Genomic DNA, 25611 nt, shown 5'->3' with positions numbered 1-25611 from the left:
CCAGCCATCGTGGCATCCCGCAGGGCTGCGAGATGCCACTCCGACCGGCACGGAGGGGGTGCCGCGGCGGAACGCTTGAATTCCCGGCGGGTGACCGATCGGTAGTGTGATCGACTCCACGGGAGCGGGGCGCTCAGTCCCCGGAGGTGAGGCTCCGCTGCTCGCGGCGACGCAGCCAGAGCGAGAGCGCGAGGATGAGGGCGCCGCCGATCGAGAGGCCGACACCGACCCAGATCGGGGCGATCCAGCCATGGCCCTGGGCGATGACGACGCCGCCGAGCCACGCGCCCAGGGCGTTGGCGATGTTGAGCGACGCGTGGTTGCTCGCGGCGCCGAGCCCGCGGGCCTCGCCGGCGACGATCATCAGCCGCACCTGGAGGGCCACGACGAGCCAGGACACGGTGAGGGCGATGGCAAAGATCGTCAGGGCCGCGGGGATCGGGCTGTGCGCGGTGACGGTGAGGACGGCCAGCAACGCGCCGGTGCCGAGGAGGCTGATGACGAGGGTCTTGATCAGCGACCACTCCAGGAGCCGCCCGCTCATGACCGTCCCGATGACCGCGCCGACGCCGTAGACGAGCAGGAAGAGGGGGACCGCGCTCTCGCCGACGCCGGTGACGTTCCGCAGCAGCGGCGCGATGTAGGAGTACATGGCGAACATGCCGCCGAAGCCGACGGCGCCGACGAGCAGCGTCAGCCAGACCTGCACGTTGTGGAAGGCGCGCAGCTCGCGCATGACCGTGGCCTCGAGGTCGCCGCGGGTCCGCGGGACGGACGCGAAGACGAGGGCCGCGGTGACGACGCCGATGACGGCGACGATGGCGAAGGTCGTCCGCCAACCGAGGTTCTGTCCGAGCCAGGTCGCGGCGGGGACGCCGACGACGTTGGCGAACGGGATGCCGAGCATGACGCGACTGACGGCGCGACCGCCCTGCCCGCGACGCACCATGTCGACGGCGACGAGCGAGGCGATGCCGAAGAAGGCGCCGTGCGGCAGCCCGGTGAGCAGACGGGCGACGATGAGGCCGCCATAGGTGGAGGTGAGCGCGGTCGCCGCGTTGCCGAGCGCGAAGAGGGCCATCAGGGTCACGAGCAGCCCGCGGCGGGGGAGTCGGGCGCCGAAGGCGGCGATGAGGGGGGCGCCGATGACGACGCCGATGGCGTAGGCGGAGATCGCGTGCCCTGCCTCCGGGATGGTGACCTGCACGCCGTCGGCGATCTCCGGGAGCAGCCCCATCGTGACGAACTCGGTGGTGCCGATGGCGAAGCCACCGAGGATGAGGGCGAAGGTCGCGAACGCCGCGTGGTCGGCCGGCGCGGCGGGGGCGTCGGGGTCGAGCGTTCGGGCGGTCGTGGGGGCGTCGGTCGTCAAGGTGGCCTCTCGGGCTCGGGGAGGGGCGCGCGTGCGCGCGCGGGGACCACTGGCGACGACGGCAGCTCCCCGGCTCAACACCGGCGGGACGGCCCGCATTCCCGCCGGGCCGGAGCGGCGCCGCATCTTGCATTGAGAGGCCCGCGTCTGTCACTCTGGAGGCACGGCACTACAGATGTAGAAGACCGACCGTGGGACGACTCGACGCGACGATGCTCGGAGACGTCGCTCGACACACACGCTCGACATGCAAGGGGAACGTCCATGGCCATCGCCCTCTACCGCCTCGGCAGGTGGTGCGCGCGGCACGCCGCCGCGACCATCGTCGCGTGGGTCGTCGTGCTGCTCGCGCTCGGAGGAGCCGCGCTCGGCTTCGGCTCGAAACTGACGAGCGTCATCACCATCCCCGGCAGTGACTTCGTCGCGGTGGCCGATCGGCTCAAGTCCGAGATCCCCGAGGCGGCCGGCGGCATGGGCACGGTCGTCCTGCACACGGAGGACGGCAAGCCCTTCACCGCGGCGCAGCAGAAGGAGATCAAGGCCGTCTTCGGCGAGTGGACCGACCTCGACGTCGTGACCGCCGTCCAGGACCCCTTCGTCAACCAGGCCACCATCGACGACGGAAACCAGCAGCTCGTCGACGCGAAGAAGCAGATTGACGACGGGCAGCGCCAGATCGACGCGGGCTGGGAGAAGGTGCACGACGGTGAGGACCAACTCGAGGAGGGTCGTGGCTGGATCTTCCTGCTGCGCGACGACTACCCCGACGACCCGGGCCTGGCCCGAGTGCGCGTCCTCGTCGCCGAGGGTCGCGCCAAGCTCAACCAGGCGAAGTGGGACCTGCACGCGGCCGAGAAGAAGCTGGCCGCCGGTCAGGCCCGGTACGACGAGGGTGTCGCCCTGTCCGACATGGTCAACGGGCAGCGGTTCGTGTCGAAGGACGGTGCCTGGGCGCTCGCCCAGGTCCAGTTCACCGAGGACACCAACTCCATCGCCCCCGAGGTCCGCGCCCAGGTGCCCGAGCTCGGCGAGCGACTGGCCGACGCCGGCGTCGTGGCCGACTACAGCGTCGAGATCACCCAGGAGAACTCGCTCATCGGCATGGGTGAGGTGATCGGTCTCGCCTTCGCCGCCCTCGTGCTCGTCATCGTGCTGGGGTCGCTCATCGCGGCCGGCCTGCCGATCCTCGTCGCGCTCCTCGGCGTCGGGACCGGCCTCGCCGCCGCGATGGCGGCGACCTTCGCCTTCGAGATGAACTCGATGACCCCCGCCCTGGCCCTCATGCTCGGCCTCGCCGTGGGCATCGACTACGCCCTCTTCATCGTCAACCGGCACCGCACCCAGCTGCTCGCAGGCATGGAGCTCCACCAGTCCATCGGTCGCGCCGTCGGTACGGCGGGCAACGCCGTCATCGTCGCCGGGGCGACGGTCATCATCGCGCTCGGGGCCCTGTCCCTCACGGGCATCCCGATCCTGGGCCAGATGGGCTTCGTGGCGGCCGGGACGGTGGCCATGACCGTCGCCGTGGCCATCACCATGGTCCCGGCCGTGCTGCGCCTGATGGGTTCGCGCGTCGTCAGTCGTCGTGGCTGGCGCCGGGTCGGCGTCACCGACCCGCGGGCCCATGTCACGCAGGAGTCGAACGTCGGCAGCATCGTCGACGTCGACGGGGACGAGGCCCACGAGAGCAGCGACCACGGCGCCTGGGTCACCGCGGTGACCCGTCACCCGTGGGCCGCGGTCCTCGGGGTGCTGGCCATCGTGGCCGTCACGGCCATCCCGGCCGCCTCCCTGCGCCTCGGCCTGCCCGACGGTTCGGCCCAGGAGGTCGACTCGACGGCGTATGCCGCCTACCAGCAGACGGCCGAGCACTTCGGCGCCGGGAGCAACGGCCCGATCGTGCTCGTGGCGTCCTTCGACGAGCCGCTCGGCCGGAGTGCCGTCACCCACCAGCAGGCCCTCATCGGCACCCGCCTGACCCACGTCAACGGCGTCGAGCACGTCATCCCCTTCGGCGTCAGCAAGGACCGCGACACGCTTGCCTTCCAGGTCCTCCCCGCGACCGGGCCGGCGGAGCAGGCGACCTCGGACACGGTCGTCCACGTGCGCGGCAACCTGAACGCGATCGCCGAGGCCTCCGGGGCCTCCGAGGTCGGGCTGACGGGGATGACGGTCGCCAACCTCGAGATCTCCCAGCGGCTCGCCGACGCCCTGCCGATCTACCTCGCGGTGGTCATCGGGCTCTCGCTGCTGCTCCTCGTGGCGGTCTTCCAGTCCGTCATCGTGCCGCTCCTGGCGACGGCCGGCTTCCTGCTCTCCGTCGCGGCGAGCTTCGGCGCCGCCGTGGCCGTCTACCAGTGGGGCTGGCTCGGCTCACTGCTCGACGTGCACGACCCGGGGCCGATCCTGCCCTTCATGCCGATCATCCTCATCGGGGTGCTCTTCGGTCTGGCGATGGACTACCAGATGTTCCTCGTGTCGGGCATGCGTGAGGCCCACGCCCACGGGTCCCCGGCCCGACTCGCCGTCCGCCAGGGCTTCAGACACGGCGCCCGTGTCGTCACCGCCGCGGCCATCATCATGATCAGCGTCTTCGGCGGGTTCGTCTTCGCCCACATGACGATGATCCGGCCGATCGGCTTCGGCCTCGCGGTGGGCGTGCTCGTGGACGCCTTCCTCGTCCGGATGACGCTCACCCCGGCCGTCATGCACATGCTCGGGGAGCGGGCGTGGTGGATGCCTGCGTGGCTCAAGCGCGTCATGCCCGACCTCGACGTGGAGGGCACGCGCCTGTCGGCCCTTCTCGAGGGCGACGAGCCGGCCACGGAGGACCCGTCGGTCGTGACCACCGACGACGCCCGGGAGCACGAACCCGCCCGGGCGTGAGCCCCGGCCCCGTCAGTCCTGCGGCGGGGTCTGTGTCACTTCACTGATCTGTGTCACTTCACTGATCTGTGTCACTTCACTGATCCGTGTCCCTTCAACTGCCCTGGCCGTCCCCAACCCCTGCCGCCTCCGTGATGAGGGGCTGCTGGGGGTCGCCGAGGTCCGGCGTGGCGTCGCTGTCGGGCGGCTCGGCGATGACGGTCACGGGGTGGTCGCCGTGCAGCACGGCGAAGGGGCGCCCCTTCGTCAGGTCGTGCTGGAGTCGCGCGTCGGCACGCTCCCACATCCGCCCGAGTCGCTCGTCGTGGTCGTCGCGGTAGTGCTGGCGCCCGCCCGGCAGCACCGTCATCTCGCCCATGTAAATGCCCTTGGGCGTGTCATAGAGGTCGACCCGGATCATCGGGGTGGGCACGGCCACGGATAGTCGCTCGGCGATCTCGACGAAGGCGGGGAGGTTCGCGGGCGCCGTGAGGTCGGGGTTGAGCGTGCGCCCCTCGGTGATGTCGCCGAGGTCCCTGCCGTCGCGGTCGAGATACTGCCAGTGGGCCGTGCGGAGGTTGGCGTGCTCCGACATCTGTCGGAGCAGGACGTGCCCGACCTCGCCATAGAAGGCATAGAGCTTGATGTCCATCGGGAGAGCGCCGGGGTGGCCCGCCTCCTCGAGGACCTCCTCCGCGAAGTACGGCGCCTGGATCCGACGAGTCGCCTCTCGACCCTTGAGCGCCCGGGTGAGGTCCGGGGGCGTGCGCAGTCCGGCCTTGCCGATGACCTCGAAGCCGCCCGGGATGCGCTGCAGCGGGTAGACGCCCTGGCTGCTGAAGCCCTTGACCGACTTGAGGACGAAACGGTCCGGGAGGGCATCCCAGTCGATGTCCTCGAGCCGGGCCCAGACGCCGTGGATCTCGGGGACGGCGACCCCGTGGCTCTGCGCGAACTGATACGCCTTGAGCATGTGCATGAAGGCGCGGCGGGGTGCGTCGGCGAGGGTCGGGTCGGCCAGGAGGGCGGCCCGATCGAGGCTGAAGGTGCGTCGGTCGGCGTGCAGGTGCGCCCCGAAGGAGGCCCGTCGTCGACCGGTGGCCACCCCCTCGGCGACGGCCGCGGCCTCGTCCCGCTGCCGGGGGACCTCCCGCAGCTGCGCCTTGAGGGTCCGGTTGTCGGCCTCGAGGGCGCTCAGTCGCGCTCGGAGCGCGTCGCGCTCGTCACGCAGCTCGGCGATGCGGGCATCGCGCCAGGCCAGGGGTGGCAGTCGCCGGGCCGCGTCACGCGCACGGGCGCGCAGCGGAGCACCACCGCGCCCCGGATCCGTCGTCGTCGCGTCCCGATCCGTCTCGGAATTGGACGTCGAAATCTGCCCCATGATCTCCCCTTGCCTCCTACCGACGAGCATCGGCAGTGCGACCACCGTAACCGCGGCGGGCGGCGATCGGGGTCGTGCGCCGGAGCGAGCGATTGCGACTCGTCGCGTTTGTCGGGAATGGCGCTTTCAACCGAGGGAAGGGGGGATCGGCTCGGCCTCGCCGACACCGGCGTTGAGGAGGGCCCGGTGCAGGGCGGGGGCCAGCGAGGCGACGTAGCTCGCGGTCAGGTGGGTGCCCTGGCGATAGACGAGGGTCCCGCCGACGGCGGCGGGACACCGCGGCGTCGGGCAGATCCACTCGTTGACGGTGACGAAGGCGGCCCGGGCGAGGTCGTCCGCCGCGGACCGGAGGATGCGGGTGCCCCGGCCGTCGTTGCGCGGATAGGTGCAGACGCTCCAGTCGTCGGGATGGTCCCGCACGCAGCCCAGGACCAATCCCACCCCGGCCTCCGTGGGGGTGGGCACCTGGCCCGCGTCGGGTGCCGGGTTGTCGGCGAGGAGGACGATCGTGGCGCCCGCGTCCTCGAGGGCGGAGAGATTCCGCGCCAGGCTGGCGGCGAGGCGATCGCTGGGGCGGTCGCCGAGGGACGTGATGACGAGGTCCGGACGGTTCGCCTTCGTCAGCAGGTGCGTGCGAAGGGCCTTGTTGTAGCGGACGCACTCGGCGTACTGGCCGACGTTGGTGAAGCCACAGGCGGACTTCGTCAGGACGCGCAGGCGCCAGCCCTCGGTCCGTCCGATGACGTCCAGGGCCGGGAGCCACTGGAGCATCTTGGAGTCCCCGACGATGGCGACCTCCGTCGCGCCGTCGACGTCGCCGAAGGTGCACCGCTCACCCGTGGGTACCGCCACGACGTCGGGTGCCACCTGGCAGTCGCGGCCGTAGGCGGGGCCGCGATCCCCGGGCGCGTGCTCCGGATCCGGGACGAGGGGCCCCGTCGTCGTCACGGCGGCCGCGGGGTCGGGGCGCAGTTGCCACGCCCGCGCCGCCGGGTCACGCACGAGGGCGAGGGCCCCCCTCGCGGTCTCGGTGCTCGGGGTCTTGGTCGCCGAGGTCGCCGAGGTCGCCGGTGGCGCCTTCGTGGTCTCGTCACCCGGCGAGCGGAGCGCCACGGCGGCGAGGATCGTGGCCGCGACGAGCGCGACGACGACCAGGACGGCAGCGAGGACGCGCCCCGCACGCCCTCGGGGGAGGTGTCCGACGATCCTGCTCATGTCAGCGCGAGACCCGTCGGCGAACCGGTGTCGATGCGTGCCACGACGTCCCCGAGGCGCGCGCCGGCCGGTGCGTCGTCGCCGAGGCGCCAGCGCAGGGCCGCGACGCCGTCGCTGCGCTCGTTGGCGACCCAGAGCAGGTCGCCGTCGACGAGGGCGTCGCGCGGCCACGTGCCGGCGGCGGGCAGGTCACCCGTGCAGTGGACCGTCCCCGACGCGCGATCGAGGGTGAAGACGGCCACCGTGTCGGCGCCGCGATTCGTGACGAGCACGGTGGCGTCGGGCGTGGTGCCCGGCCCCGTTTCGACGAGGCAGATCGCGGCGGGCAGGTTGCCGACCCCGGCATCCGAGGTCCATCCCGGCTCGAGGGGCTTCGCAAGCGTCGAGCGGTGGTCCGTCTCGTGCCACGACCCGTCCTCGCGCCGGGCGACCCACAGGCTGCTCGTCAGCTCACAGACGACGACCACGAGGTCGCCCGTGCGCACGAGATGGCGCGGCCCGGAGCCGGCGGGCAGGACGATCGGGTCGTCCAGGTCGGTGAGGGATCCGTCTGCGGCGAGCCGCACCCGGTGGATCCGGTCGGTGCCGAGGTCGGCGACGAGCAGATCGTGCCCGTCGGTGTGCTCGCCGCTGTCGGTGCCCTCGCCGCCGCCGAGGTCGACGACGACCTGGTGCGGGTGCGCGCTCCGCTGCCGGTCCGGGTGCGGTCCGCTCCCCGCGAAGGTGACCGACCCCGTGACCTCCCCGAGGCGGCCGTCGGCCGACAACTCGACGGCGCTGACGCTGCCCCCGGCGTAGTGGGCGAGGACGGCATGGCCTCCGGCCACGGCGACGTGGGCGGGGCCCTCGCCGCCGGCGTCGACGGTGACGCTGAGCGGCTCCTTCGAGCCCGGACGCGTCGCCGACACGCGGCCGGGCGTGGTCTCGTGCGCCGCGACGACGAGCCCCTCCGCCGCGACGACGTAACTCGGGGAATCACCGGGGACCACGGCGACCCGACGGGGCGGCCGGGAGGGTCCGACGTCGCTCGGGACGACCCATGCGGTCAGGCCGGGCGCGGTCCCACCCATCTCCGGGGTGTAGCCGCCGACCCACAGCAGGCGCTCGGCCCGCGGATCGACGTCGGGCACCGGCGGCGTGGGAGAGGTCACCCGACCAGCGTGGCATGGAGAGGCCCGTACGGGGGTCCCGGAGCGCGTGCGACTGTCAGACTGGACTCATGACGAGCAACATCTCGACCACGGTGGACGCGGGTGTCGCTCACGTCCGCCTCGACCGACCCGACAAGCTCAATGCGCTGACGCTGCCGATGCTCCGCGACCTCGCCGACACAGGGCGGCGCTTGAGCGCCGACCGGTCGCTGCGGGCCGTGATCCTCTCGGGGGAGGGTGACTCCTTCTGTGCCGGGCTCGACTTCGCGACCGTCCTCAAGCGCCCTTCGTCGCTCGTCCTCGGGTTCGTCCCCGACCCGCGGCGCGGGACCAACGTCTTCCAGGAGTCGTGCTGGGTCTGGCGCCGCATGCCCGTCCCCGTCGTCGCCGCCGTCACCGGCAACTGCCTCGGCGGCGGACTGCAGATCGCCATGGGTGCCGACTTCCGCTACACGACGCCGGACGCCCGCTGGTCGGTGCTCGAGGCGAAGTGGGGGCTCATCCCCGACATGAGCGGCATCCGGTCACTCACCGAGCAGGTCGGGCTCGACCTGGCCAAGCGGCTGACGATGACCGGCGAGATCTTCGACGGGAGGGCCGCGTACGACTACGGCCTGGCGTCGGGGGTCGCCGACGACCCGCATGCCGCCGCAGCCGAACTCGTCGACACCCTCCTGACCCGGTCGCCCGACGCGCTCGCGGCGTCGAAGCGCCTCTTCCTCGCGGCACCGGGGGCCTCGGCCCGCCGAGTCTTCGCCCGGGAGCGGATCGAGCAGCTGCGCCTCCTCTTCGGCCGCAACGCGAAGGTCGCCCGCGCGGCGGCCCTGACGAAGGGGGCCGCGGAACCGGCCTACCACGAGCGGGCGGGAGTGATCCCCCGATGACGACGCCGGCACGAGTCCTCATCACGGGTGCGGCGTCGGGCTTCGGCCAGGCGCTCGCGCAGGAATACCTCGCGGCCGGGTCACGGGTCCTGGGCGCCGACCTCGCGGCGGAGCGGCCGGCCGGCGTTCCGGCCGGGGCCGACTACCTGCAGCTCGACGTCCGGGACGACGCGCACTGGGAGCGGGCACGCGAGTGGCTCCTGGCGCAGTGGGGCGGCCTCGACCTCCTCGTCAACAACGCGGGGATCATCGTCGGTGGCGCCATCGAGAGCACCTCCATGGAGGACTGGGAGCGGATCACCGACGTCAACCTGCTGGGCGTCGCCCGCGGCTGTCACGCCTTCGCGCCGATGTTCATCGCGCAGGGCTCCGGACACATCGCCAACGTGGCCTCGCTCGCGGGGCTCGTCCACGCCCCACGGATGTCCGCCTACAACACGGTCAAGGCCGGCGTCGTCGCGCTGTCCGACAGCCTGTCGCACGAGCTCGCGCCGCGAGGCGTCATCGTCTCGGCGATCTGCCCCAGCTTCTTCCGGACGTCGCTCGCGGATTCGCTGGACAACGACGACGAGGAGTTGGAGTCGATGGCTCGCCACCTCATCGACGGCGCCCCGCGCAGCGCGCAGACCGTCGCCCGCCGGACGGTGAAGGGGATCGCGCGCCACCGTCGGATCATCCTCACCGACGTCGACGGGCAGGTGGCCTGGCGCATTCGCCGCTTCGCGCTCCCCGTCTACAACCTGGCCCTCGACGTGGCGGCGCGGCGGCTGACGAGTCGCGGGTTCGCCGGCCTGCGGCGCTGACGACGTGACCGTCATCCACCTCGTCCGCCACGGGCAGGCGTCCTGGGGGAAGCGCGAGTACGACAACCTCTCGCCGCTCGGGATGCGTCAGGGTGCGGTCCTCGGCGAGGCCCTGGCCGCGCGCGGCGTCCGCCCGGATCTGCTCGTGACCGGCTCGATGCGCCGCCACGAGCAGACGGCCCAGGCCGCGGCGGCGGCGGCCGGGTGGACGGGGGAGGCGACCCCGGATCCCGGGTTCGCCGAGTTCGATCACATGGGGGTCATCGCGGCACACAAGCCCGCCTATCGGTCGATGGTCCTCATGAAGGCCGACCTGGCGCGCACCTTCCACCCGCGGGTCGCCTTCCACGACATGTTCCTGACGGCCATGGATCGGTGGACCCGCGGGGAGCATCCCGGCGACTACGTGGAGTCGTTCGAGGCGTTCTGCGCCCGGGTCGACGACGCGCTCGAACGGCTGACCGGGGCGGTGCCCGACGGTGGCACGGCGGTCGTCGTCACGTCGGCCGGCGTCATCTCGCGGATCTGCGCCCGCCTGCTCAGCGGCCCCACGGAGACGTGGATCGCCGTGAACAAGGTGCTCGTCAACACGGGCGTGACGACCCTCGAACTTGCCGATCACGGGCTCGGCGACGGCCGCGGCCTGCGCCTCGTGACGCTCAACGACCACGCCCACCTCACCGAGGGGAACCCCGAACTCGTCACCCGCCGCTGACGCGGTGGCGTGCGGCCGTCAGGCTCAGATGGGGAGGCCGTCGGTCAGGCCGGGCTCCCGGCCGGGTTCGGCGTAGAACTCCCACCCGAAGCCCTCACGGAAGAAGTCGATCGGGATCTGGAGCATGCCGGCGGCGTCGCTCTGGCTGGCGTGGGCGGCCAGAGCCGCTCGCTTGACCTCGATGAGCTCGCGGACGTCGACGCGGTGGTGCAACTCGGTCTCGGGCTGACCGAGCGGGTTGCCGTCGTCCATCGGGCGGTCGGGGTCGAAGTCGTTCATCGCGTCCGGGTCCATCCCCATCTCGGCGGCCTGGGCGCGCGAGGCCTCCCATCCGCGACGGACGTGGTCGCGGTTCATGCTCGACTCGAGGACGCGCGGCCGGCGGGCGGCGAGGTCCGCGGCCCGGTGGACGACGTGGTGGACCTTGATGTGGTCGGGGTGGCCATAGCCGCCGTGCCAGTCGTAGCCGATCAACACGTCCGCGTCCTCGTCGTCGAGCACGGCGCGGAGGCGGTGGGCGGCCTCGTCGAGGTCCGCGCCCATGAAGGCGCCCGGGTGGTGGTTCTGCTCCCAGCCGGTCATGCCCGAGTCCGCGTAGCCGAGCCAGGCCACACGGTGGATCCCGATGACCTCGGCGCTCGCGATGGCCTCGCGCCGCCGCACGTCGGCGACGGTCTCGCCGTCGGCCAGGCCCGCCAGGGCGGCGCCGTGGTCGCCGTTGGTGGCGATGACGTTGACGACGCGGTGGCCCTGACGCGCCAGGAGCGCCATGGTGCCGGCGGTCTGGCTCGCCTCGTCATCGGGATGGGCGTGGACGAAGACGACGGTGGGCATGCGGACATTCTCCTGCAGGGAGGGGGCACTCGGCGGAGGCCCGGCGATTCGTAGGGGCGGCAGCGGAAGGGGACTGGTCCCGTCGGGTCAGTCCCCGGCGCCGCGGAGCAGCTCGGTGAAGTCGACGACCGCGAACTCGTCCGGCACGACGACGTCGCCGCGGGCGTGGACCTCGGCCGCGAACTCGGCGCCCGCCCTGATCGCCCGTGCGCGCAGGCTGCCGTGGGCGGCCTGCGTCGCCGTGTCGCGGGCACTGTCGTCGATGGCGCCGTCGGTGCCCTCGGACGCGGCAGGGCTCTGACCCGCCCCGGCGGTCGCGCCCCAGTCCTCGCTGGCGGCGAAGACGGACGTGCTGACCGTGTCCGCCTTCAGGTAGGCCATGAGCGGACGGACGGCGAACTCGAGGGCGAGGCTGTGCCGTGCGGTCCCGGCCGTCGCGCCGAGGAGCACGGGCTTGTCGTGCAGGCCGCCCTCGGGGAGGACATCGAAGAACGACTTGAAGAGTCCGTTGTAGCTCGCGCTGAAGATTGGGGTGACGGCGATGAGGCCATCGGCGTGCGCGACCCGGTCGAGCACGCCCTGGAGCTCCTCGGAGGCGAAGCCGGACAGGAGGGCGTTGGTCAGGTCGTGGGCGTGGTCGCGCAGCTCGACGACCTCCACCTCGACCTCTTCGCCGAGGTCTCGCAGGGCACGTGCGGAGGCGTCCCCCAGCAGGTCCGCGAGCAAGCGGGTCGAGCTCGGCTTGCGCAGCCCGGCGGAGATGACGACGACACGGCGCATCAGGCCCCCGCTCCCGCCGGGCTCGCGCCGGTGACGTCGTCGGCGAGCCCGGCGACGCCGTGCCCGTAGGTCTCGTGGGCGTAGGTTTCGTGCTCGGACCGCGCACCCGCACCGGTGTCGGCCGTGGCGGCTGCGAGCAGCGACGCGTGGGTGGGCGGGTCGCTCGGCACGTGCGCGGGACGCCGGGCCTCGAGCTCCTTGCGGAGCACGGGGACGACCTCGCCACCGAGGAACTCGAGCTGCTCGAAGACGGTGGTCACGGGCAGGCCGGCGTGGTCCAGGAGGAAGAGCTGGCGCTGGTAGTCACCGACCTCGTCGGCCATCGTCAGGTAGCGCTCGATGACCTGCTGCGGCGAGCCGACGGTGAGCGGTGTCTGACGGGTGAACTCCTCCAGCGACGGCCCGTGCCCGTAGACCGGCGCGTTGTCGAAGTAGGGCCGGAACTGCCGGACGGCGTCCTGGCTGTTGCGGGCCATGAAGGCCTGCCCGCCGAGGCCGACGATCGCCGTGTCCGCCGGGCCGTGGCCGTGGTGCTCGAAGCGGCGCCGGTAGAGCTCGACCATCTGGCGCGTGTGCTGGATCGGCCAGAAGATGTTGTTGTGGAAGAAGCCGTCGCCATAGTAGGCGGCCTGCTCGGCGACCTCGGGGGAGCGGATGGAGCCGTGCCAGACGAAGGGCGGGATGCCGTCGAGCGGTCGCGGCGTCGAGGTGAAGGCCTCGAGGGGGGTGCGGAACCGGCCCGACCAGCTGACGTCCTGCTCGCGCCACAGCTTGTGCAGCAGCGCGTAGTTCTCGACGGCGAGGGCGATGCCCTGCCGGATGTCCTTGCCGAACCACGGGTAGACGGGGCCGGTGTTGCCGCGGCCCATCATGAGGTCGACGCGTCCCCCGGCGAGGTGCTGGACATAGGCGTAGTCCTCGGCGAGGCGGACCGGGTCGTTCGTCGTGATGAGGGTCGTCGCCGTCGAGAGGATGATCCGCTCGGTCTGGGCGGCGAGGTGCGCCATGAGGACGGTGGGGTTCGCGGGGGCGGCGAAGGGCGGGTTGTGGTGCTCACCCGTGGCGACGACGTCGAGCCCGACCTCCTCGGCCTTCTTCGCGATGGCGACGGTCGCCCGGATGCGCTCGTGCTCGGTCGGGGTCCGCCCGGTGGTGGGGTCGGTCGTGACGTCTCCGACCGTGAAGATGCCGAACTGCATGCTGCGCTCCTTGGGTGACCGTTGAATGTTCAACTATATATGCCAACGACGCGACCGCTCGTCGCATTCCGCTGGTCCCGCCGTCAACGCTCAGTCGCGGGTCGACTCCAGCGTGAACCCCTGCGCACGAAGGCGGTCCGCGAGCGGCGCCGCCATGGCCGTCGCCGGCGTGAGCACCCCGCCACGGTCGGTGAGTCGGTCCCGGTCGAGTGCGAGGCACAGCGCGGCCTCGCCGAACATGACGGCCGTCCCCTCGTAACCGGGGTCGAGTCGGGCACCGAAGGTCGTGCGGTGGGTCGCCCCCGACGTGGTCTCGGCGAGGACCTCCATGGTGAAGCGCCCGCGCCGCCGCTCCTCGGCGCTCGGGCCCTGGCCCGGCTTCGGGAGCCGGTCGTCGAGCAGGCGACGGGTCGGCGCGAAGGAGAGTCCGCCGAGGACCCCGGCGAGCGCCGCGGAGGTACCGAGCGCCTTGGCGGGCGCCGACCGCGAGGTCCCGAAGTCCTGCACCTCGCGGTAGTGGAAGTGGCGGCCGTAGGCCCAGCCGAGCAGGGCGTTGGACCGGCGCACGATGCGGGTGTTGAAGGCGGCCATGACGAAGGGGCCCGTCCAGTGTCCATCGCTCCCGCGCGTGACCGGCAGGCGTCGCGACACCGCGGCCAGACGGCCGGGGATGCCTGCTGGCGCGCTCGACTCGCCGGCCGCCGGGCGCCGGCGAGGCTCGGCCTGACGATCGGGGCTCAGCGCGTAGGGGTCGGTCACGATGCGCTTGGCCTCGCCGTCGGTGCCCATGTCGATGGCCTGCTGGCGGGCCGAGTCGATGGTGCCCCCGGACAGACCGCCGCGCAGGCGCCGGACGAAGAGGGTCGTCTCGGTCAGCTCGCCGTCACCGGCCGCCTTCGCCGCCGCGGCCGTGGCCCAGACGGACAGATCCGAGGGGATGGAGTCGAAGCCGCAGGCCGTGACGATCAGGGCGCCGGTGCGCTCCGCGACGTCGTGGCAGGAGTCGATGACCCGACGGACGAAGAGGACCTCACCGGTGAGGTCGCAGTAGTGCGTGCCCGCGTTGGCGCAGGCCATGACGAGGGGGACGCCATAGCGCTGGTAGGGCCCGACGGTCGTCGCGACCACGCGCGTGCGGGCGGCCAGCTCGCCGACGGCGGCCTCGTCGAGGGTGTCGATGACGAGGAGTGGCCAGGTCGCTGCCTCGCCGGACAGGCCCTCCCGGAGCGACTCGAGGCGCTCGCTCGATCGCCCGGCGAGGGCGATCTTCGTGCCCGGCGGGGTGGACCGAGCAAGGTGATCGGTGATCAGCCGCCCGACGAAGCCGGTCGCGCCGACGAGGACGAGGTCGAACTCACGGGTGTCCATGCCTCCACCCTAGGTCGCTCCGGCTCGCGGATTCGGGCGTGGGGGCGACGGTTCAGGCACCGGGCGTCGGCATCACTCGGCGGGCTCGCGCGCGGGCACGTCGGTCGTCGTCACCTCGACAGCCGGGGCGCCCGCCGTCGGGCCACAGGTGCGGGCGCTGGCGTCCTCGCCGTCGGTGGGCAGCGGCTCGGTGACGCGGGCGCCGTTGACGAGTTGCACGCTGTCGTAGGCCGGGCGCCCCTCGGTCAGGTTGCGGAACTGGTAGCGCGACAGCGAGGCGAGGTCGCAGCTCGCGTCGAAGGACAGGATGTCGAAGGCGGCCGGCTGACCCACGAGCTCGGACCCGTCCTCGGTCTGGCGCGCGACGTAGTGGGACAGGGTCCCGCCGCCGGTGAAGGTGCCGACCTGGATCCGGTTGCCCTCCAGCGCCGCCGCGTGGAAGTGGCCGTTGACCCGGATCCTCCCGGCGATACCGTCCACGGCCGCCGGCTCGTGGGAGACCGCGACATCCGGCGCGGTCCGTCCCTCGAAGGCGCGCTGCCACGCCTCGCGCGCCGGCACCTGCTTGGCCGCGTTGTCCCGGTCGTCGTCGCCGAACCAGCGCGGGTCGTTGAAGCCGGCGATGGTGACGCCGCCGACGGAGACCTCGCGATAGGTCTCCGCATCGGGCTGCAGGAGAACGACATTCGGCACCTCGGCGAGCCGGTCCCGCAGCTCGGTGGACCCCGGAGCGTTGGCGTCGTGGTTGCCCGAGACGAAGAGGTAGGGCACGTCGAGCGAGGCGATGCCGGAGTAGAGCCGGGACAGGACGGCCTCCTGCGGGACCCCGAGGTTGATCAGGTCGCCCGTGTCGATGACGGCATCGATGCCCTGCTCGCGCACGATCGTCCGCATCAGCGCGTACTGGTTCGCGGCGTGGATGTCGGAGACGAGCAGGATCCGGACGGCCCCGCCCGCGTCGACCTCCGCGGGCGCGTACTGCTGCTTGAGGGCATCGGAGAGGGCGAGCAGGTTCTTCAGGTACGGGGTGGCCTGATTGGCCCGGGTCTCGACGTCCTCGAGGAGGGAGCGGTTCTCGGTGGCGAGCCCGATGAGGCCGGTGGCGTCGAAGGCGGTCAGCCGCTCGGCCCGGTAGGTGCTCTGGACCGCGAGGGCGCCGCCACCGACGACGGCGACCCACCCTGCCGTGGCGGCCGCGAGGAGGCGGGCGGCCCCCTTCGCGCGCGGGGTGGCCGGTGACGTGGGCCGCCGCCGGGCGAGGGCGAGGACGGCGCCGACCCCGACGACCGCGCCGACCGCGAACCGCAGCCCCACGCCCAGAGCGGCCTGACGGACGGCGGCGGACACCTGGGCCGAGGTCGGCTGCAGTCCCCGGATGGTGATCGGGCCGTCGAGCACCTGGGTGATCGACGGCTTGATCCGCGGCTCCACGCGGATGCCGGGGGCCAGCCCGGCGAAGGCGGCCCCGACCGAGCCGACCGTCGTCTGCGCGTCGATCCGCGAATGGATCCGGGGATCGGCCGTCAGCGTGACGTCCGCGCGGTAGTAGGGCGTCTCGATCGACGTGGGTGCGAGCACGGTCGCCGCGACGCCGGCGAGGTATCCGCCGAGGAGCACCGTGAGGGCAAGGGCGACCCGGGAGAGGATCCGTGCCAGGTGGTGCCGCATCAGTCCATCGTAGGAGCGGCTCGCCGAGTACGTTGAGGGCCATGGACGCAGATGTCATCGTCGTCGGCCACGGCCTCGCGGGCCTGGTCGCCACCGCCGAGTTGACCGACGCGGGTCGCCGCGTGCTCCTGGTGGACCAGGAGTCCGAGGCCAACCTGGGCGGGCAGGCCCACTGGTCCTTCGGGGGCCTCTTCTTCGTCGACAGCCCCGAGCAGCGGCGCATGGGCATCAAGGACTCCGTCGAGCTGGCGTGGCAGGACTGGGAGGGATCCGCCGGCTTCGACCGCCCCGAGGACCACTGGCCGCGACAGTGGGCCCGGGCCTACGTCGACTTCGCGGCGGGGGAGAAGCGCTCGTGGCTGCATCAGCAGGGGATGCGCTGGTTCCCACTCGTGGGGTGGGCCGAGCGCGGCGGCCTCGACGCCAGCGGCCACGGCAACTCGGTGCCGCGCTTCCACATCACCTGGGGGACCGGGCCCGGGGTGCTGGCCCCCTTCGTCCGTCGGGTGGCGGAGGCGAAGGAGCGTGGCCTGGTGACCTACGCGCACCGCGTGCGGGTCGACGAGCTCGTCGTCAGCGACGCCGCCGTGACCGGCGTGCGCGGCGTCCGGTTGGCGCCCGACGCGAGTGAGCGCGGGGCCGCAAGCAATCGCGACGTCCTCGAGGACGTCGAGTTCGGTGCGCAGGCCGTCATCGTCACGAGCGGCGGCATCGGCGGCAACCACGACCTCGTTCGCGCGAACTGGCCCGAGCGGCTCGGCGCCCCGCCCGAGCACCTGCTCACGGGCGTCCCCGCGCACGTCGACGGCCGGATGATCGGCATCGCCACGCAGGCCGGCGCCAACCTCATCAACCGGGACCGGATGTGGCACTACGTCGAGGGTGTGCGCAACTGGGACCCGATCTGGCCCGGCCACGCCATCCGCATCCTGCCCGGTCCGTCGTCGATGTGGTTCGACGCGAACGGCGACCGGCTGCCCGCCCCGAACTTCCCCGGTTACGACACCCTCGGCACGCTCGAGCACCTCCGGCGCACCGGGCACGACCACTCGTGGTTCATCCTCAACACGTCGATCGCCGGGAAGGAGTTCGCGCTGTCGGGATCGGAGCAGAACCTCGACCTCACCGACAAGAGCGTCAAGGACGTCCTCAAGCGCCCGGTGATCTCGGCGCCCCCGGCCGTCCAGGCCTTCCTCGACCACGGCGCCGACTTCGTCACGGCCGACACCCTGCCCGAGCTCGTCGCCCGGATGAACGCCCTCGGCTCCGGCCCGGAGCTGGACGCGGAGCACCTCGAACGGCAGATCGTGGCCCGGGACCGGCAGGTCGACAACCCCTACACGAAGGACGCCCAGGTCGCCGCCATCCATGTGGCCCGGCAGTACCGCGGCGACCGGCTCAGCAAGCGCGCCTTCCCCCTGCACCGGATCCTCGACCCGAAGCACGGGCCGCTCGTCGCGGTGCGGCTCGGCATCCTCACGCGCAAGACGCTCGGCGGGCTCGAGACGGACCTGTCGGGACGGGCGCTCGCGGCGGGCGGCGAGCCCGTGCCCGGCCTCTACGCCGCCGGTGAGGTCGCCGGTTTCGGCGGCGGTGGCCTGCACGGTTACCGCGCGCTCGAGGGGTCCTTCCTCGGCGGGTGCGTCTTCTCCGGGCGGGCCGCGGGCCGTGCCGCGGCCGCCGCCGTCGGCTGAGTCAGAGGTACTGGCCGGTGCCCTCGTGCGCCGGGGGGAAGCCGGGCTGACCGGGCTGGCCCCCTTCGCTCGCCGGTGTCGGATCCGTCGCCGGACCCGCGCTCGGGTGCGGCAGCGGCCCCGACGGTAGGGCCCGCATCTGCTGCAGCTGCATCTTCGTGGCCACCTGCTGGGCGACGAGGGCGGCCTGGATCCCGTGGAAGAGTCCCTCGAGCCAGCCCACCAACTGCGCCTGCGCGATGCGCAGTTCGGCGTCGGAGGGGTGGGCGTCGGTGAAGGGGAGCGCGAGCCGGTCCAGCTCCTCGACGAGCTCGTCCGCGAGGCCGTCCTTGAGCTCGGCGATGGAACGGGAGTGGATCTCCGCCAGGCGGGCGCGGCCGGCCTCGTCGAGCGGCGCGCTCCGGACCTCCTCGAGCAACTGCTTGATCATCGACCCGATCCGCATGACCTTCGCCGGGTGCTCGATCAGGTCGGCGGCGTCCCCGCCCGAGGCCACGCCCATCCCCTCGGGGGTCACGACGACGACGCGGCTGACCTCGCCGTCGTCGTGGCCCGCCGTCGGGGCGGTGGACTCGGCGGTCGGCTGCTCCTGCGTGGGCTGCTGCTCCTGCTCGTCGCTCATGCCGACCATCTTGCCCCGTGTGCCCTCAGGTGGTCAGAGCCGGCGGCACTGGTCTTCCTTGTTGCCGTGGACGACGTTGCTCCAGCCGGTGGGGGCCGGGGAGTTGCTCTTGCACTGGAGGTTGCCCTCGACGGTGTTGCGGTAGATCGTCTTCGAGCCCGAGCGGTTGCTGAAGAACTGGATGTCCCCGTCGACCCTGTTGTAGCCGACGCTCTGCGTGGCGCGGTTGTACTCGGACTGGATGTTGCCGTCGATCCGGTTGCTCTTGAGCGTGGCGTAGGCGCCGTACGACAGCTGCACGTCACCCTTGATGGTGGAGTTGGCAGCCGACACCTTCTGGTGCTTGTAGGTCTGGATGTTGCCGTCGACGCTGGACCGCGACAGGAGCAGGGTGCCGAGCGAGTGGACCTTGATGTTGCCCTTGATGGTCGAGTCGACGATCCGGCAGGTCTTGCCCGAGGGCACGCGGACGTCGTCGTCGATGGTCTTGCCGACGAGGTAACCGGTGCAGGAGCGGGTGTCGGCGGAGGCCGGCCCGGCTGCGGCGATCGAGCCGCCGACGACGAGCGCGGCGGCGAATCCGGCGGAGGTGATGGTGCGGAGCGACATGGGCTTCCCCTCTGTAGGTGGCCGGTCCTCCCGGCCAGTGGTCCCACCGTGGCCGCCCGTCGTGAGGTGTCGATGAAGCCCGGATGAGGCATCCCTCATCCGGGCTTCAGCTCGACTCAGCGGGGCCACCTGGCCCCATCACGACACCGGCTCAGACCTCGATGCCCATCCGCGCGCGGAGGGTGTCTCGCTTGTCCTCGAAGCGGCTGGCCTGCTTCTCCAGTCCGTCGATGAAGGCGGAGAGCTCGAGGCGGGCCTGCTCGGCCTCGGCGCCGAGGCCTTCGATGTCCCAGAACTTCCAGTAGCGCAGCACGGGCGCGACGACGTCGTCCTTGTGCTGACGCAGGTCGTAGATGCCCGCGGCGGCCATCTCGACGGCCTTGCGCTGGAAGCCGGGGATGTCCGTACCGGGCATGGCGAAGTTCTTGACGACGTCACGGACCGCCATGACCGTCTGGTCGGGCGCGATCTCCATCGCCGCCTTGAGCAGGTTGCGGTAGAAGATCATGTGCAGGTTCTCGTCCGCGGCGATGCGCGTCAGGAGCTGCTCGGCCATCGGGTCCTGCGTGAAGTTGCCGGTGTTGCGGTGGCTGATCCGGGTCGCCAGCTCCTGGAACGACACGTAGGCCAGGGAGTGGATGAGCTCGCCGCTGTGGGCGGAGACGTAGCCGGTGGACATGTGGGTCATCCGGAAGCGCTCGAGCTCGACCGGGTCGACGAGGCGCTTGACGAGCATGTAGTCGCGCATGGCGATCCCGTGCCGGCCCTCTTCGGCCGTCCAACGGTGCACCCACGTCCCCCACGCGTCGTCGCGACCGAAGATCTGCGCGATCTCGTGGTGGTAACTCGGGAGGTTGTCCTCGGTGAGGAGGTTGACGATGAGCGCGGAGCGAGCCACGTCGGAGACGTCGGAGTCCTCCGGCCGCCACGGCTCGCCGCCCATGAGCCCGTCGAAGTTGCGCCCCTCGGACCACGGGATGAAGTCGTGCGGGAACCACTCCTTGGCGATCGCCATGTGGCGGTTGAGCTCGCCCTCGACGACCTGGTTCAGCTCTTGCAGGAGGTGGGTCTGGCTCCACGTGGTGGCGGTCATGGCTGCTCCTCGATCGAAAACCTACGTTTCCGTAGGTTAGGCGTGCTGGAGCGCCCCGTGCCAGTTACTGCCCGGTCGTGAGCAGGATCTTGCCGATGTGGCCGCTGGCCTCCATCTCGCGGTGCGCCTGCGCGGCGTCGGCGAGCGGGTGGCGCGACTGGATGACCGCGCGGACGGTCCCGTCCTCGATCAGCGGCCAGACGTGTTCGCGGACGGCGGCCACGATGACCGCCTTCTCCTCGAGCGGTCGGGCGCGCAGGGTCGTGGCGATGACGGCGGCCCGCTTGCGCAGCAGCGTGCCGAGGTCGAGCTCCGCCTTCGTGCCGCCGAGCAGGCCGATGACGACGAGGCGACCGGCGACGGCGACGGCGTCGACGTTGCGGGCGAGGTACTTGGCCCCGACGACGTCGAGGATGACGTCGGCGCCGCGGCCGTCGGTCTCCTCCTTGATCCGCTCGACGAAGTCCTCGTCGCGGTAGTTGATGAGCACCTGGGCGCCGAGCTCGCGGCAGGCCTCGAGCTTGTCGGCCGATCCGGCCGTCACCGCGACCTTCGCCCCGATCGCCGTGGCGAGCTGGATCGCCATGGTGCCGATGCCGGACGAGCCGCCGTGGACGAGCAGGGTCTCGCCGGGCTGGAGGTTGGCGGTGAGGAAGACGTTGGACCACACCGTCGCGACGACCTCGGGCAGCGCCGCCGCGTCGGCGAGGTCGACCCCGGCGGGGACGGGCAGGACCTGCTCGCTGGGCACCACGACCTGCTCGGCATAGCCGCCGCCGTCGAGCAGGGCGCAGACCTCGTCGCCGACCTTCCACGCCTCGACGCCCTCGCCGAGCGCGTCGATCGTGCCGCTCACCTCGAGGCCGGGCAGGGGAGAGGCGCCCTTGGGCGGCGGGTAGACGCCCTTGCGCTGCTGGACGTCGGCGCGGTTGACGCCCGCGGCGACCACGCTGATCCGGACCTGGCCGGGGCCGGGCTCCGGCGCGTCGGTGTCGATTTGGGTCAGGACGTCGGCGTCCCCGGGCTCGCTGATGCTGATCGCCTTCATGGGGCCAGCGTAGGTGGCGCGGCCGGGGAAGCGGGCAGTGGTGCGCGCCGTCCGAGGCGTGACTCGAGCGCTGCGGCGGTGCGTCGGACGGCGACGACGAGGGCGGCCCGCTCGGCGTCGTCGACCTCGGCCGTCGGGTAGGTGATCGCGATGCCGGCGATCGGGTGTCCCGTGTGGTCGAGGACCGGCACGGCGACCGAGGACAGTCCGGCGCTGACCGATCCCTCCTCGAGGGCGTGACCACGAGCCCGCACGTCGACGAGTCGGCGCCGCAGCTCGGTCACCGACGAGGGCCCGCGCTCGTCCATCAACGCGAGGAGGTCGCGCCGCGGATACAGCGCGCTGATCTGCGCCGTCGTCAGCGCGGACAGCATGGCCAGGCCCGAGGCCGTGTCGATGGCCGGCAGCCGTATGCCGACGTCGGTGACGAGCAGGGGTCGGCCCGCCGCACGCTCCTCGATGACGTAGAGCACGTCGCGGCCATGGAGCACCGCCAGATGGGCGTTGTGCGTCGTCGCGTCGACGAGGCGGGCCATGAGCGGACGCGCCGCCCGCTGGAGCGGCTCCTGCCGTTGATAGGCCGAGCCCAACTCGTGCGCGGCGATGCCGAGGCCGTAGCGGCGCTCCTCGGCGAGATGGGTGACGTAGCCGTGATCGACGAGGATCCGCAGCAGGTGGTATGTGCTGCTGCGCGGCAGGCCGACGTCCCGAGCGATCTGCGCGGCGGGCAGGGGCGAGCTGTGTCGGGACAGCAGGGTCAGCACGGCGAGGGCGGCGCCGGCGGCGGGAGCGTTGGCCACCCGCGCACCCTCCCACGGCCACGGGGTGCTTGTCTCGCATCCGAGACGGAAGCACGGCTGGACGACTGTCCCGGGCCCCGCCCCGGCGCTCCAATGGAGACATGCCCGCAACGACTCCCGCGCCGATCACGCTCGGCACCGGCCCCCTGTCCATCGCCGACGTCGTCGCCGTCGCCCGGCACGATGCCCGCGTCGTCCTCAGTGACGAGGCGCGCGCCGAGGTGGCCCGCGCCCGCGGCGTCGTCGAGGCCCTCGCCGACGACACCGTCGCCCACTACGGCGTGTCCACCGGCTTCGGTGCCCTCGCCACCCGCCACATCCCGACCGACCTTCGCGCGCAACTGCAGCGCTCCCTCGTCCGGTCGCACGCGGCGGGCTCCGGTCCCGAGGTGGAGCGCGAGGTCGTTCGCGCCCTCATGCTGCTGCGCATCTCGACGCTCGCGACGGGCCACACCGGCATCCGCCCCGAGACCCTCGACACCTACCTCGCCCTGCTCAACGCCGGCATCACGCCGGTCGTGCACGAGTACGGCTCGCTCGGCTGCTCCGGCGACCTCGCACCGCTGGCCCACTGCGCCCTCGCCCTCATGGGGGAGGGGATCGTGCGCGACGCGTCCGGCACCCGCATGCCGACCGCGCAGGCCCTCGAGGCCGCCGGGATCACCCCGGTGGAGCTCCGCGAAAAGGAGGGCCTGGCCCTCATCAACGGCACCGACGGCATGCTCGGCATGCTCTGCCTGGCCATCACCGACCTCACCGCCCTGCTGAAGGTCGCTGACGTCACCGCCGCGATGAGCGTCGAGGGACTGCTCGGGACGGACGACGTCTTTGCAGCCGACCTCCACGCGATCCGCCCCCACCCCGGTCAGGCCGACTCGGCCGCGAACCTGCGGGCCGTGTTGCGGGACAGCCCGATCCGCGAGAGCCACCGCGACCCGGAGGCCTGCACGCGCGTGCAGGACGCCTACTCCCTGCGCTGCTCGCCGCAGGTGGCCGGTGGCGTGCGCGACACCGTGGCGCACGCCCGCACCGTCGCCGAGCGCGAGCTCGCCTCGGCCATCGACAACCCCGTCGTCACCCGCGACGGCCGCGTCGAGTCCAACGGCAACTTCCATGGCGCGCCCGTCGCCTACGTCCTCGACTTCCTGGCCATCGTCGCCGCGGACCTCGCCTCGATCAGCGAGCGGCGCACCGACCGTTTCCTCGACGTCGCCCGCAACCACGGCCTCAACGCCCTCCTCGCCGACGACCCCGGCGTCGACTCGGGCCACATGATCGCCCAGTACACCCAGGCGGCGATCGTCTCCGAGCTCAAGCGCCTGGCCGCACCCGCCTCGGTCGACTCGATCCCGAGCAGCGCCATGCAGGAGGACCACGTGTCCATGGGCTGGTCCGCGGCCCGGAAGCTGCGCCGCTCCGTCGACGGGCTCGCCCGCGTCCTCGCCGTCGAGCTGCTCACGGCCGCCCGCGGCATCGACCTGCGCGCCCCGCTCCAGCCCTCTCGCGATGAAGCGCTGGAGGCCGCCGCTGCGGCGGAGCAGGACATGGCGGCATCGGTCTCCAAGCTCAAGGACACCTTGGGTGTGCGTCTCGACGAGATCGCCGAACTGTGCGAGATCACCCAGGCCGAGGCTCGTGCGCTGAGCAAGCGGGGCCAGCAGAGCGCGCCGAGCACCGAGGACACGGAGCCCACGGAGCCCGTCAGCGAGGCTCCCGCCGAGAGCAACGTGGCATGACCGCCGCGGAGCAGCCCGACGGGCGAGAGGACCTCGTGCAGGGAGCCCGCCACGCACAGACCGTGCGCCGCGAAGGGGAGGCGGCTCTCTCGGAGGTCGACGCAGCGATCGCCACGTTGCGCAAACGCGTCGAGGAGGACCGCGATGGCGACTGAAGACCTGGAGCGCGATCTCGTCTCGGCGCTGACCGCGCTGGAGGACAGTCGCGAGCAGCTGCTGCGCACCTTCGACGGACTGGAGCGGCTTGAGGGCCAGCTGTACCGGGCTGGTGTCGACGTCGAGCATGTCGCGGCGATGACGCAGCGCGGGGAGTGGGCCGACGATGCCGACTTTGCCGAGTTGGTGACTGCTCAGGCCAGCAGCGACAGCCGTGAGGTTGCGGTGGCGCTAGCCGACTCGGGGATCACCCGAGAGGAAGTAGCCCAGCATCTCGACGCTGCCAGCGAGCACTTGGTCACTGCACGGGAGCATCTCGCGGCTGCGGATGCCCGCGCCACGCTCTCCGAGGATCGAGCGGTGATCGCTTCGGTGCGGCGCAATGTCGCCGAGGGACACCACCGTGTGAGCACTGCGCGTAACGCTCTGCGCCACGTCGATGTCTCGGTCGCTGCTGGCCAGGCGTATCTCTCGATGCCGGCATCCACGCCGCAGGTCGCCCGTGCGATGGCCACCGGCGCCGAGCTGCACGTCGGTGAGGCGCGATCCAGCACCACACGCGCCGTCGATGCCGTCGATGACGTCCGAGACCGGACCACCGGCTCGGCGCGATCGCTAGCCGCCCTGGAGGAGGAGATCAGCCGACTCAGCACAGAGCGACCAACCCGGCCGTCCATGACGGGACCGACGGAGTCTCGACCCAGCGCCAGCGACCGAGACGACCCGCGACCCGCGACCCGATCCACCCTCGACCCCAGGGAGACGGCTATGAGCGTGCACCAGAGTCAGGCCTGGTCGGACGAGCCCCGCCGTCGCGACCGGAGGCAGGAGAAGCGCCAGGCAGAGGAGCAGCCCCCACCCCGACCGGACACCGACCCCTCACTCGCGGCGGTGGACCTCGTTGAGCTCGACGCCGCGTACAAGCGAGCGGCCGCAGCCGGTCGCGATGACACTGCGGCCCGGGACCGGGCTGTGGCTGCGGCGATGGCCTCGACCGCTCAGCGTCGCAAGGCGGGGCCTCCTGGCGCCCCCACGCCACGTCAGCGAGCGGTGGCGGCTCAGCGGTGGGAGCAGAACCGCGAGTACGTCGAGTCTCGACGCCAAGACGCACCGCGGCGGGACTAATGGACCCGGCGCGGCTTCGCTTCCTCGAGGACGCCCTCGAGGACAGTGACGTGCGCGATCGCTACCACGCGAAGGTGGCCGTCACCGAGACGCACTGGTGGTTCACCGGGGCCATCATGCGCTCTGGTCACGGCCGGTTCTGGGTCGGCACGGACTCGAACGGCCGTGACGTCGTCGTCCTGGCTCACCGTTTCGGGTACGCCCTGGAGCACGGGGCCGCAGCGCTGCGTGCCGCGCCCGTCCTGCGCCACAGCTGCGACGAGGCACTTTGCCAGCGACCGACCCACCTGGAGCCCGCCACCGACAACCACGAGAACCACCTTGAGTGGCTCCTGCGACGGCACCGCATCAACTCGCCCCTGCGCGACGTCCGCGGTCGCGCCGGGCGGGCTCGAGCCATCCGGGCAGCAGTCCTCGCCGAGAGCGACGTCACCGCCGCGATACGTCTCGGGATGTCCGAGCTCGACCGCCAACAACCTCGCCTGTTCTGACC

Annotated in this window: 23 protein-coding genes; 9 read left to right on the top strand and 14 right to left on the bottom strand. The window is 72.1% G+C overall.

The features are described from left to right. Nucleotides 1–133: 133 nt before the first annotated feature. Entirely contained in the window at nt 134–1372 is a 1239-nt protein-coding gene (locus ACQBAS_RS12640; RefSeq protein ID WP_427384141.1) for an MFS transporter, read from the bottom strand. A 264-nt stretch (nt 1373–1636) separates the two neighbouring features. Between ACQBAS_RS12640 and ACQBAS_RS12635 the strand changes: the two genes are divergently transcribed. Continuing rightward, the gene (locus ACQBAS_RS12635; protein WP_427384140.1) at nt 1637–4258 is read left to right on the top strand and encodes an MMPL family transporter; all 2622 of its coding nucleotides are present in this window, start codon (nt 1637–1639) and stop codon (nt 4256–4258) included. Nucleotides 4259–4352: 94 nt separating this feature from the next. On the opposite strand, the gene ACQBAS_RS12630 is transcribed toward ACQBAS_RS12635, so the two are convergent. From ACQBAS_RS12630 to ACQBAS_RS12620, 3 genes are all read right to left on the bottom strand, one after another. Next, on the bottom strand, nt 4353–5618 hold the full coding sequence (locus ACQBAS_RS12630) for an ATP-grasp fold amidoligase family protein (protein WP_427384139.1): 1266 nt from the start codon (nt 5616–5618) through the stop codon (nt 4353–4355). A 126-nt stretch (nt 5619–5744) separates the two neighbouring features. Further along, on the bottom strand, nt 5745–6833 hold the full coding sequence (locus tag ACQBAS_RS12625; protein WP_427384138.1) for an SGNH hydrolase domain-containing protein: 1089 nt from the start codon (nt 6831–6833) through the stop codon (nt 5745–5747). After that, entirely contained in the window at nt 6830–7984 is a 1155-nt protein-coding gene (locus ACQBAS_RS12620; RefSeq protein WP_427384137.1) for a lactonase family protein, read from the bottom strand. Before ACQBAS_RS12620 ends, ACQBAS_RS12625 begins: the two co-directional genes overlap by 4 nt. 68 nt (nt 7985–8052) lie before the next feature. Here ACQBAS_RS12620 and ACQBAS_RS12615 point away from each other — a divergent pair, with 68 nt between their 5' ends. The 3 genes from ACQBAS_RS12615 to ACQBAS_RS12605 are packed head-to-tail and all read left to right on the top strand — an operon-like array spanning nt 8053 to nt 10386. After that, the gene (locus ACQBAS_RS12615) at nt 8053–8868 is read left to right on the top strand and encodes a crotonase/enoyl-CoA hydratase family protein (RefSeq protein ID WP_427384136.1); all 816 of its coding nucleotides are present in this window, start codon (nt 8053–8055) and stop codon (nt 8866–8868) included. Next, the gene (locus ACQBAS_RS12610; protein ID WP_427384134.1) at nt 8865–9671 is read left to right on the top strand and encodes an SDR family NAD(P)-dependent oxidoreductase; all 807 of its coding nucleotides are present in this window, start codon (nt 8865–8867) and stop codon (nt 9669–9671) included. Before ACQBAS_RS12615 ends, ACQBAS_RS12610 begins: the two co-directional genes overlap by 4 nt. Before the next feature lie 4 nt (nt 9672–9675). Further along, nucleotides 9676–10386 carry a histidine phosphatase family protein gene (locus tag ACQBAS_RS12605; RefSeq protein ID WP_427384133.1) on the top strand — a complete coding sequence of 237 codons (711 nt, stop codon included), beginning with the start codon at nt 9676–9678 and terminating at the stop codon, nt 10384–10386. A gap of 24 nt (nt 10387–10410) precedes the next feature. Here the strand turns inward: ACQBAS_RS12605 and ACQBAS_RS12600 are convergent, their stop codons facing one another. The 5 genes from ACQBAS_RS12600 to ACQBAS_RS12580 form a co-directional block, all read right to left on the bottom strand. Then, nucleotides 10411–11220: a PIG-L deacetylase family protein gene (locus ACQBAS_RS12600; RefSeq protein ID WP_427384132.1), complete on the bottom strand. Its 810-nt coding sequence runs from the start codon at nt 11218–11220 to the stop codon at nt 10411–10413. Nucleotides 11221–11307: 87 nt separating this feature from the next. Next, nucleotides 11308–12000 carry a CE1759 family FMN reductase gene (locus ACQBAS_RS12595; RefSeq protein WP_427384131.1) on the bottom strand — a complete coding sequence of 231 codons (693 nt, stop codon included), beginning with the start codon at nt 11998–12000 and terminating at the stop codon, nt 11308–11310. Then, complete coding sequence (locus ACQBAS_RS12590; RefSeq protein ID WP_427384130.1) at nt 12000–13199, bottom strand: LLM class flavin-dependent oxidoreductase; 1200 nt, start codon at nt 13197–13199, stop codon at nt 12000–12002. The genes ACQBAS_RS12595 and ACQBAS_RS12590 overlap by 1 nt, the downstream gene beginning before the upstream one ends. A 90-nt stretch (nt 13200–13289) precedes the next feature. Continuing rightward, nucleotides 13290–14567 carry a saccharopine dehydrogenase family protein gene (locus ACQBAS_RS12585; protein WP_427384129.1) on the bottom strand — a complete coding sequence of 426 codons (1278 nt, stop codon included), beginning with the start codon at nt 14565–14567 and terminating at the stop codon, nt 13290–13292. Between the two features lie 72 nt (nt 14568–14639). Then, on the bottom strand, nt 14640–16235 hold the full coding sequence (locus ACQBAS_RS12580) for a metallophosphoesterase family protein (protein WP_427384128.1): 1596 nt from the start codon (nt 16233–16235) through the stop codon (nt 14640–14642). Between the two features lie 41 nt (nt 16236–16276). On the opposite strand from ACQBAS_RS12580, the gene ACQBAS_RS12575 reads away from it, so the two are divergent. After that, a complete protein-coding gene (locus ACQBAS_RS12575; protein ID WP_427384127.1) occupies nt 16277–17929 on the top strand; it encodes an FAD-binding dehydrogenase in 1653 nt (550 codons plus the stop codon). A 1-nt stretch (nt 17930) separates the two neighbouring features. Here the strand turns inward: ACQBAS_RS12575 and ACQBAS_RS12570 are convergent, their stop codons facing one another. The 5 genes from ACQBAS_RS12570 to ACQBAS_RS12550 all read right to left on the bottom strand — a co-directional run bounded on the left by ACQBAS_RS12570 (nt 17931) and on the right by ACQBAS_RS12550 (nt 22101). Beyond that, nucleotides 17931–18551, bottom strand: a complete 621-nt coding sequence (locus ACQBAS_RS12570) for a bacterial proteasome activator family protein (protein ID WP_427384126.1) — start codon at nt 18549–18551, stop codon at nt 17931–17933. Between the two features lie 33 nt (nt 18552–18584). Next, nucleotides 18585–19160 carry a hypothetical protein gene (locus ACQBAS_RS12565; RefSeq protein WP_427384125.1) on the bottom strand — a complete coding sequence of 192 codons (576 nt, stop codon included), beginning with the start codon at nt 19158–19160 and terminating at the stop codon, nt 18585–18587. Nucleotides 19161–19311: 151 nt separating this feature from the next. After that, nucleotides 19312–20253, bottom strand: coding sequence for an acyl-ACP desaturase (locus ACQBAS_RS12560; RefSeq protein ID WP_427384124.1), 942 nt, complete (start codon nt 20251–20253; stop codon nt 19312–19314). A 64-nt stretch (nt 20254–20317) separates the two neighbouring features. Further along, nucleotides 20318–21301 carry an NAD(P)H-quinone oxidoreductase gene (locus tag ACQBAS_RS12555; protein WP_427384123.1) on the bottom strand — a complete coding sequence of 328 codons (984 nt, stop codon included), beginning with the start codon at nt 21299–21301 and terminating at the stop codon, nt 20318–20320. Next, a complete protein-coding gene (locus tag ACQBAS_RS12550) occupies nt 21298–22101 on the bottom strand; it encodes an IclR family transcriptional regulator (RefSeq protein ID WP_427384122.1) in 804 nt (267 codons plus the stop codon). The genes ACQBAS_RS12555 and ACQBAS_RS12550 overlap by 4 nt, the downstream gene beginning before the upstream one ends. Before the next feature lie 101 nt (nt 22102–22202). On the opposite strand from ACQBAS_RS12550, the gene hutH reads away from it, so the two are divergent. Genes hutH through ACQBAS_RS12530 form a run of 4 tightly spaced genes read left to right on the top strand, consistent with a single transcriptional unit; the run spans nt 22203 to nt 25609 of the window. After that, entirely contained in the window at nt 22203–23837 is a 1635-nt protein-coding gene (hutH, locus tag ACQBAS_RS12545; RefSeq protein WP_427384121.1) for a histidine ammonia-lyase, read from the top strand. Further along, nucleotides 23834–23992 carry a hypothetical protein gene (locus ACQBAS_RS12540; protein ID WP_427384120.1) on the top strand — a complete coding sequence of 53 codons (159 nt, stop codon included), beginning with the start codon at nt 23834–23836 and terminating at the stop codon, nt 23990–23992. The genes hutH and ACQBAS_RS12540 overlap by 4 nt, the downstream gene beginning before the upstream one ends. Next, a complete protein-coding gene (locus tag ACQBAS_RS12535; RefSeq protein WP_427384119.1) occupies nt 23982–25118 on the top strand; it encodes a hypothetical protein in 1137 nt (378 codons plus the stop codon). Before ACQBAS_RS12540 ends, ACQBAS_RS12535 begins: the two co-directional genes overlap by 11 nt. Further along, the gene (locus ACQBAS_RS12530; protein ID WP_427384118.1) at nt 25118–25609 is read left to right on the top strand and encodes a hypothetical protein; all 492 of its coding nucleotides are present in this window, start codon (nt 25118–25120) and stop codon (nt 25607–25609) included. The genes ACQBAS_RS12535 and ACQBAS_RS12530 overlap by 1 nt, the downstream gene beginning before the upstream one ends. Nucleotides 25610–25611 lie beyond the last annotated feature (2 nt).

Origin of the sequence: Janibacter zhaoxuefangae (genome assembly GCF_050271985.1) — a bacterium.
Lineage (GTDB): Bacteria > Actinomycetota > Actinomycetes > Actinomycetales > Dermatophilaceae.
This window is presented reverse-complemented; position numbering and strand designations above follow the sequence as displayed.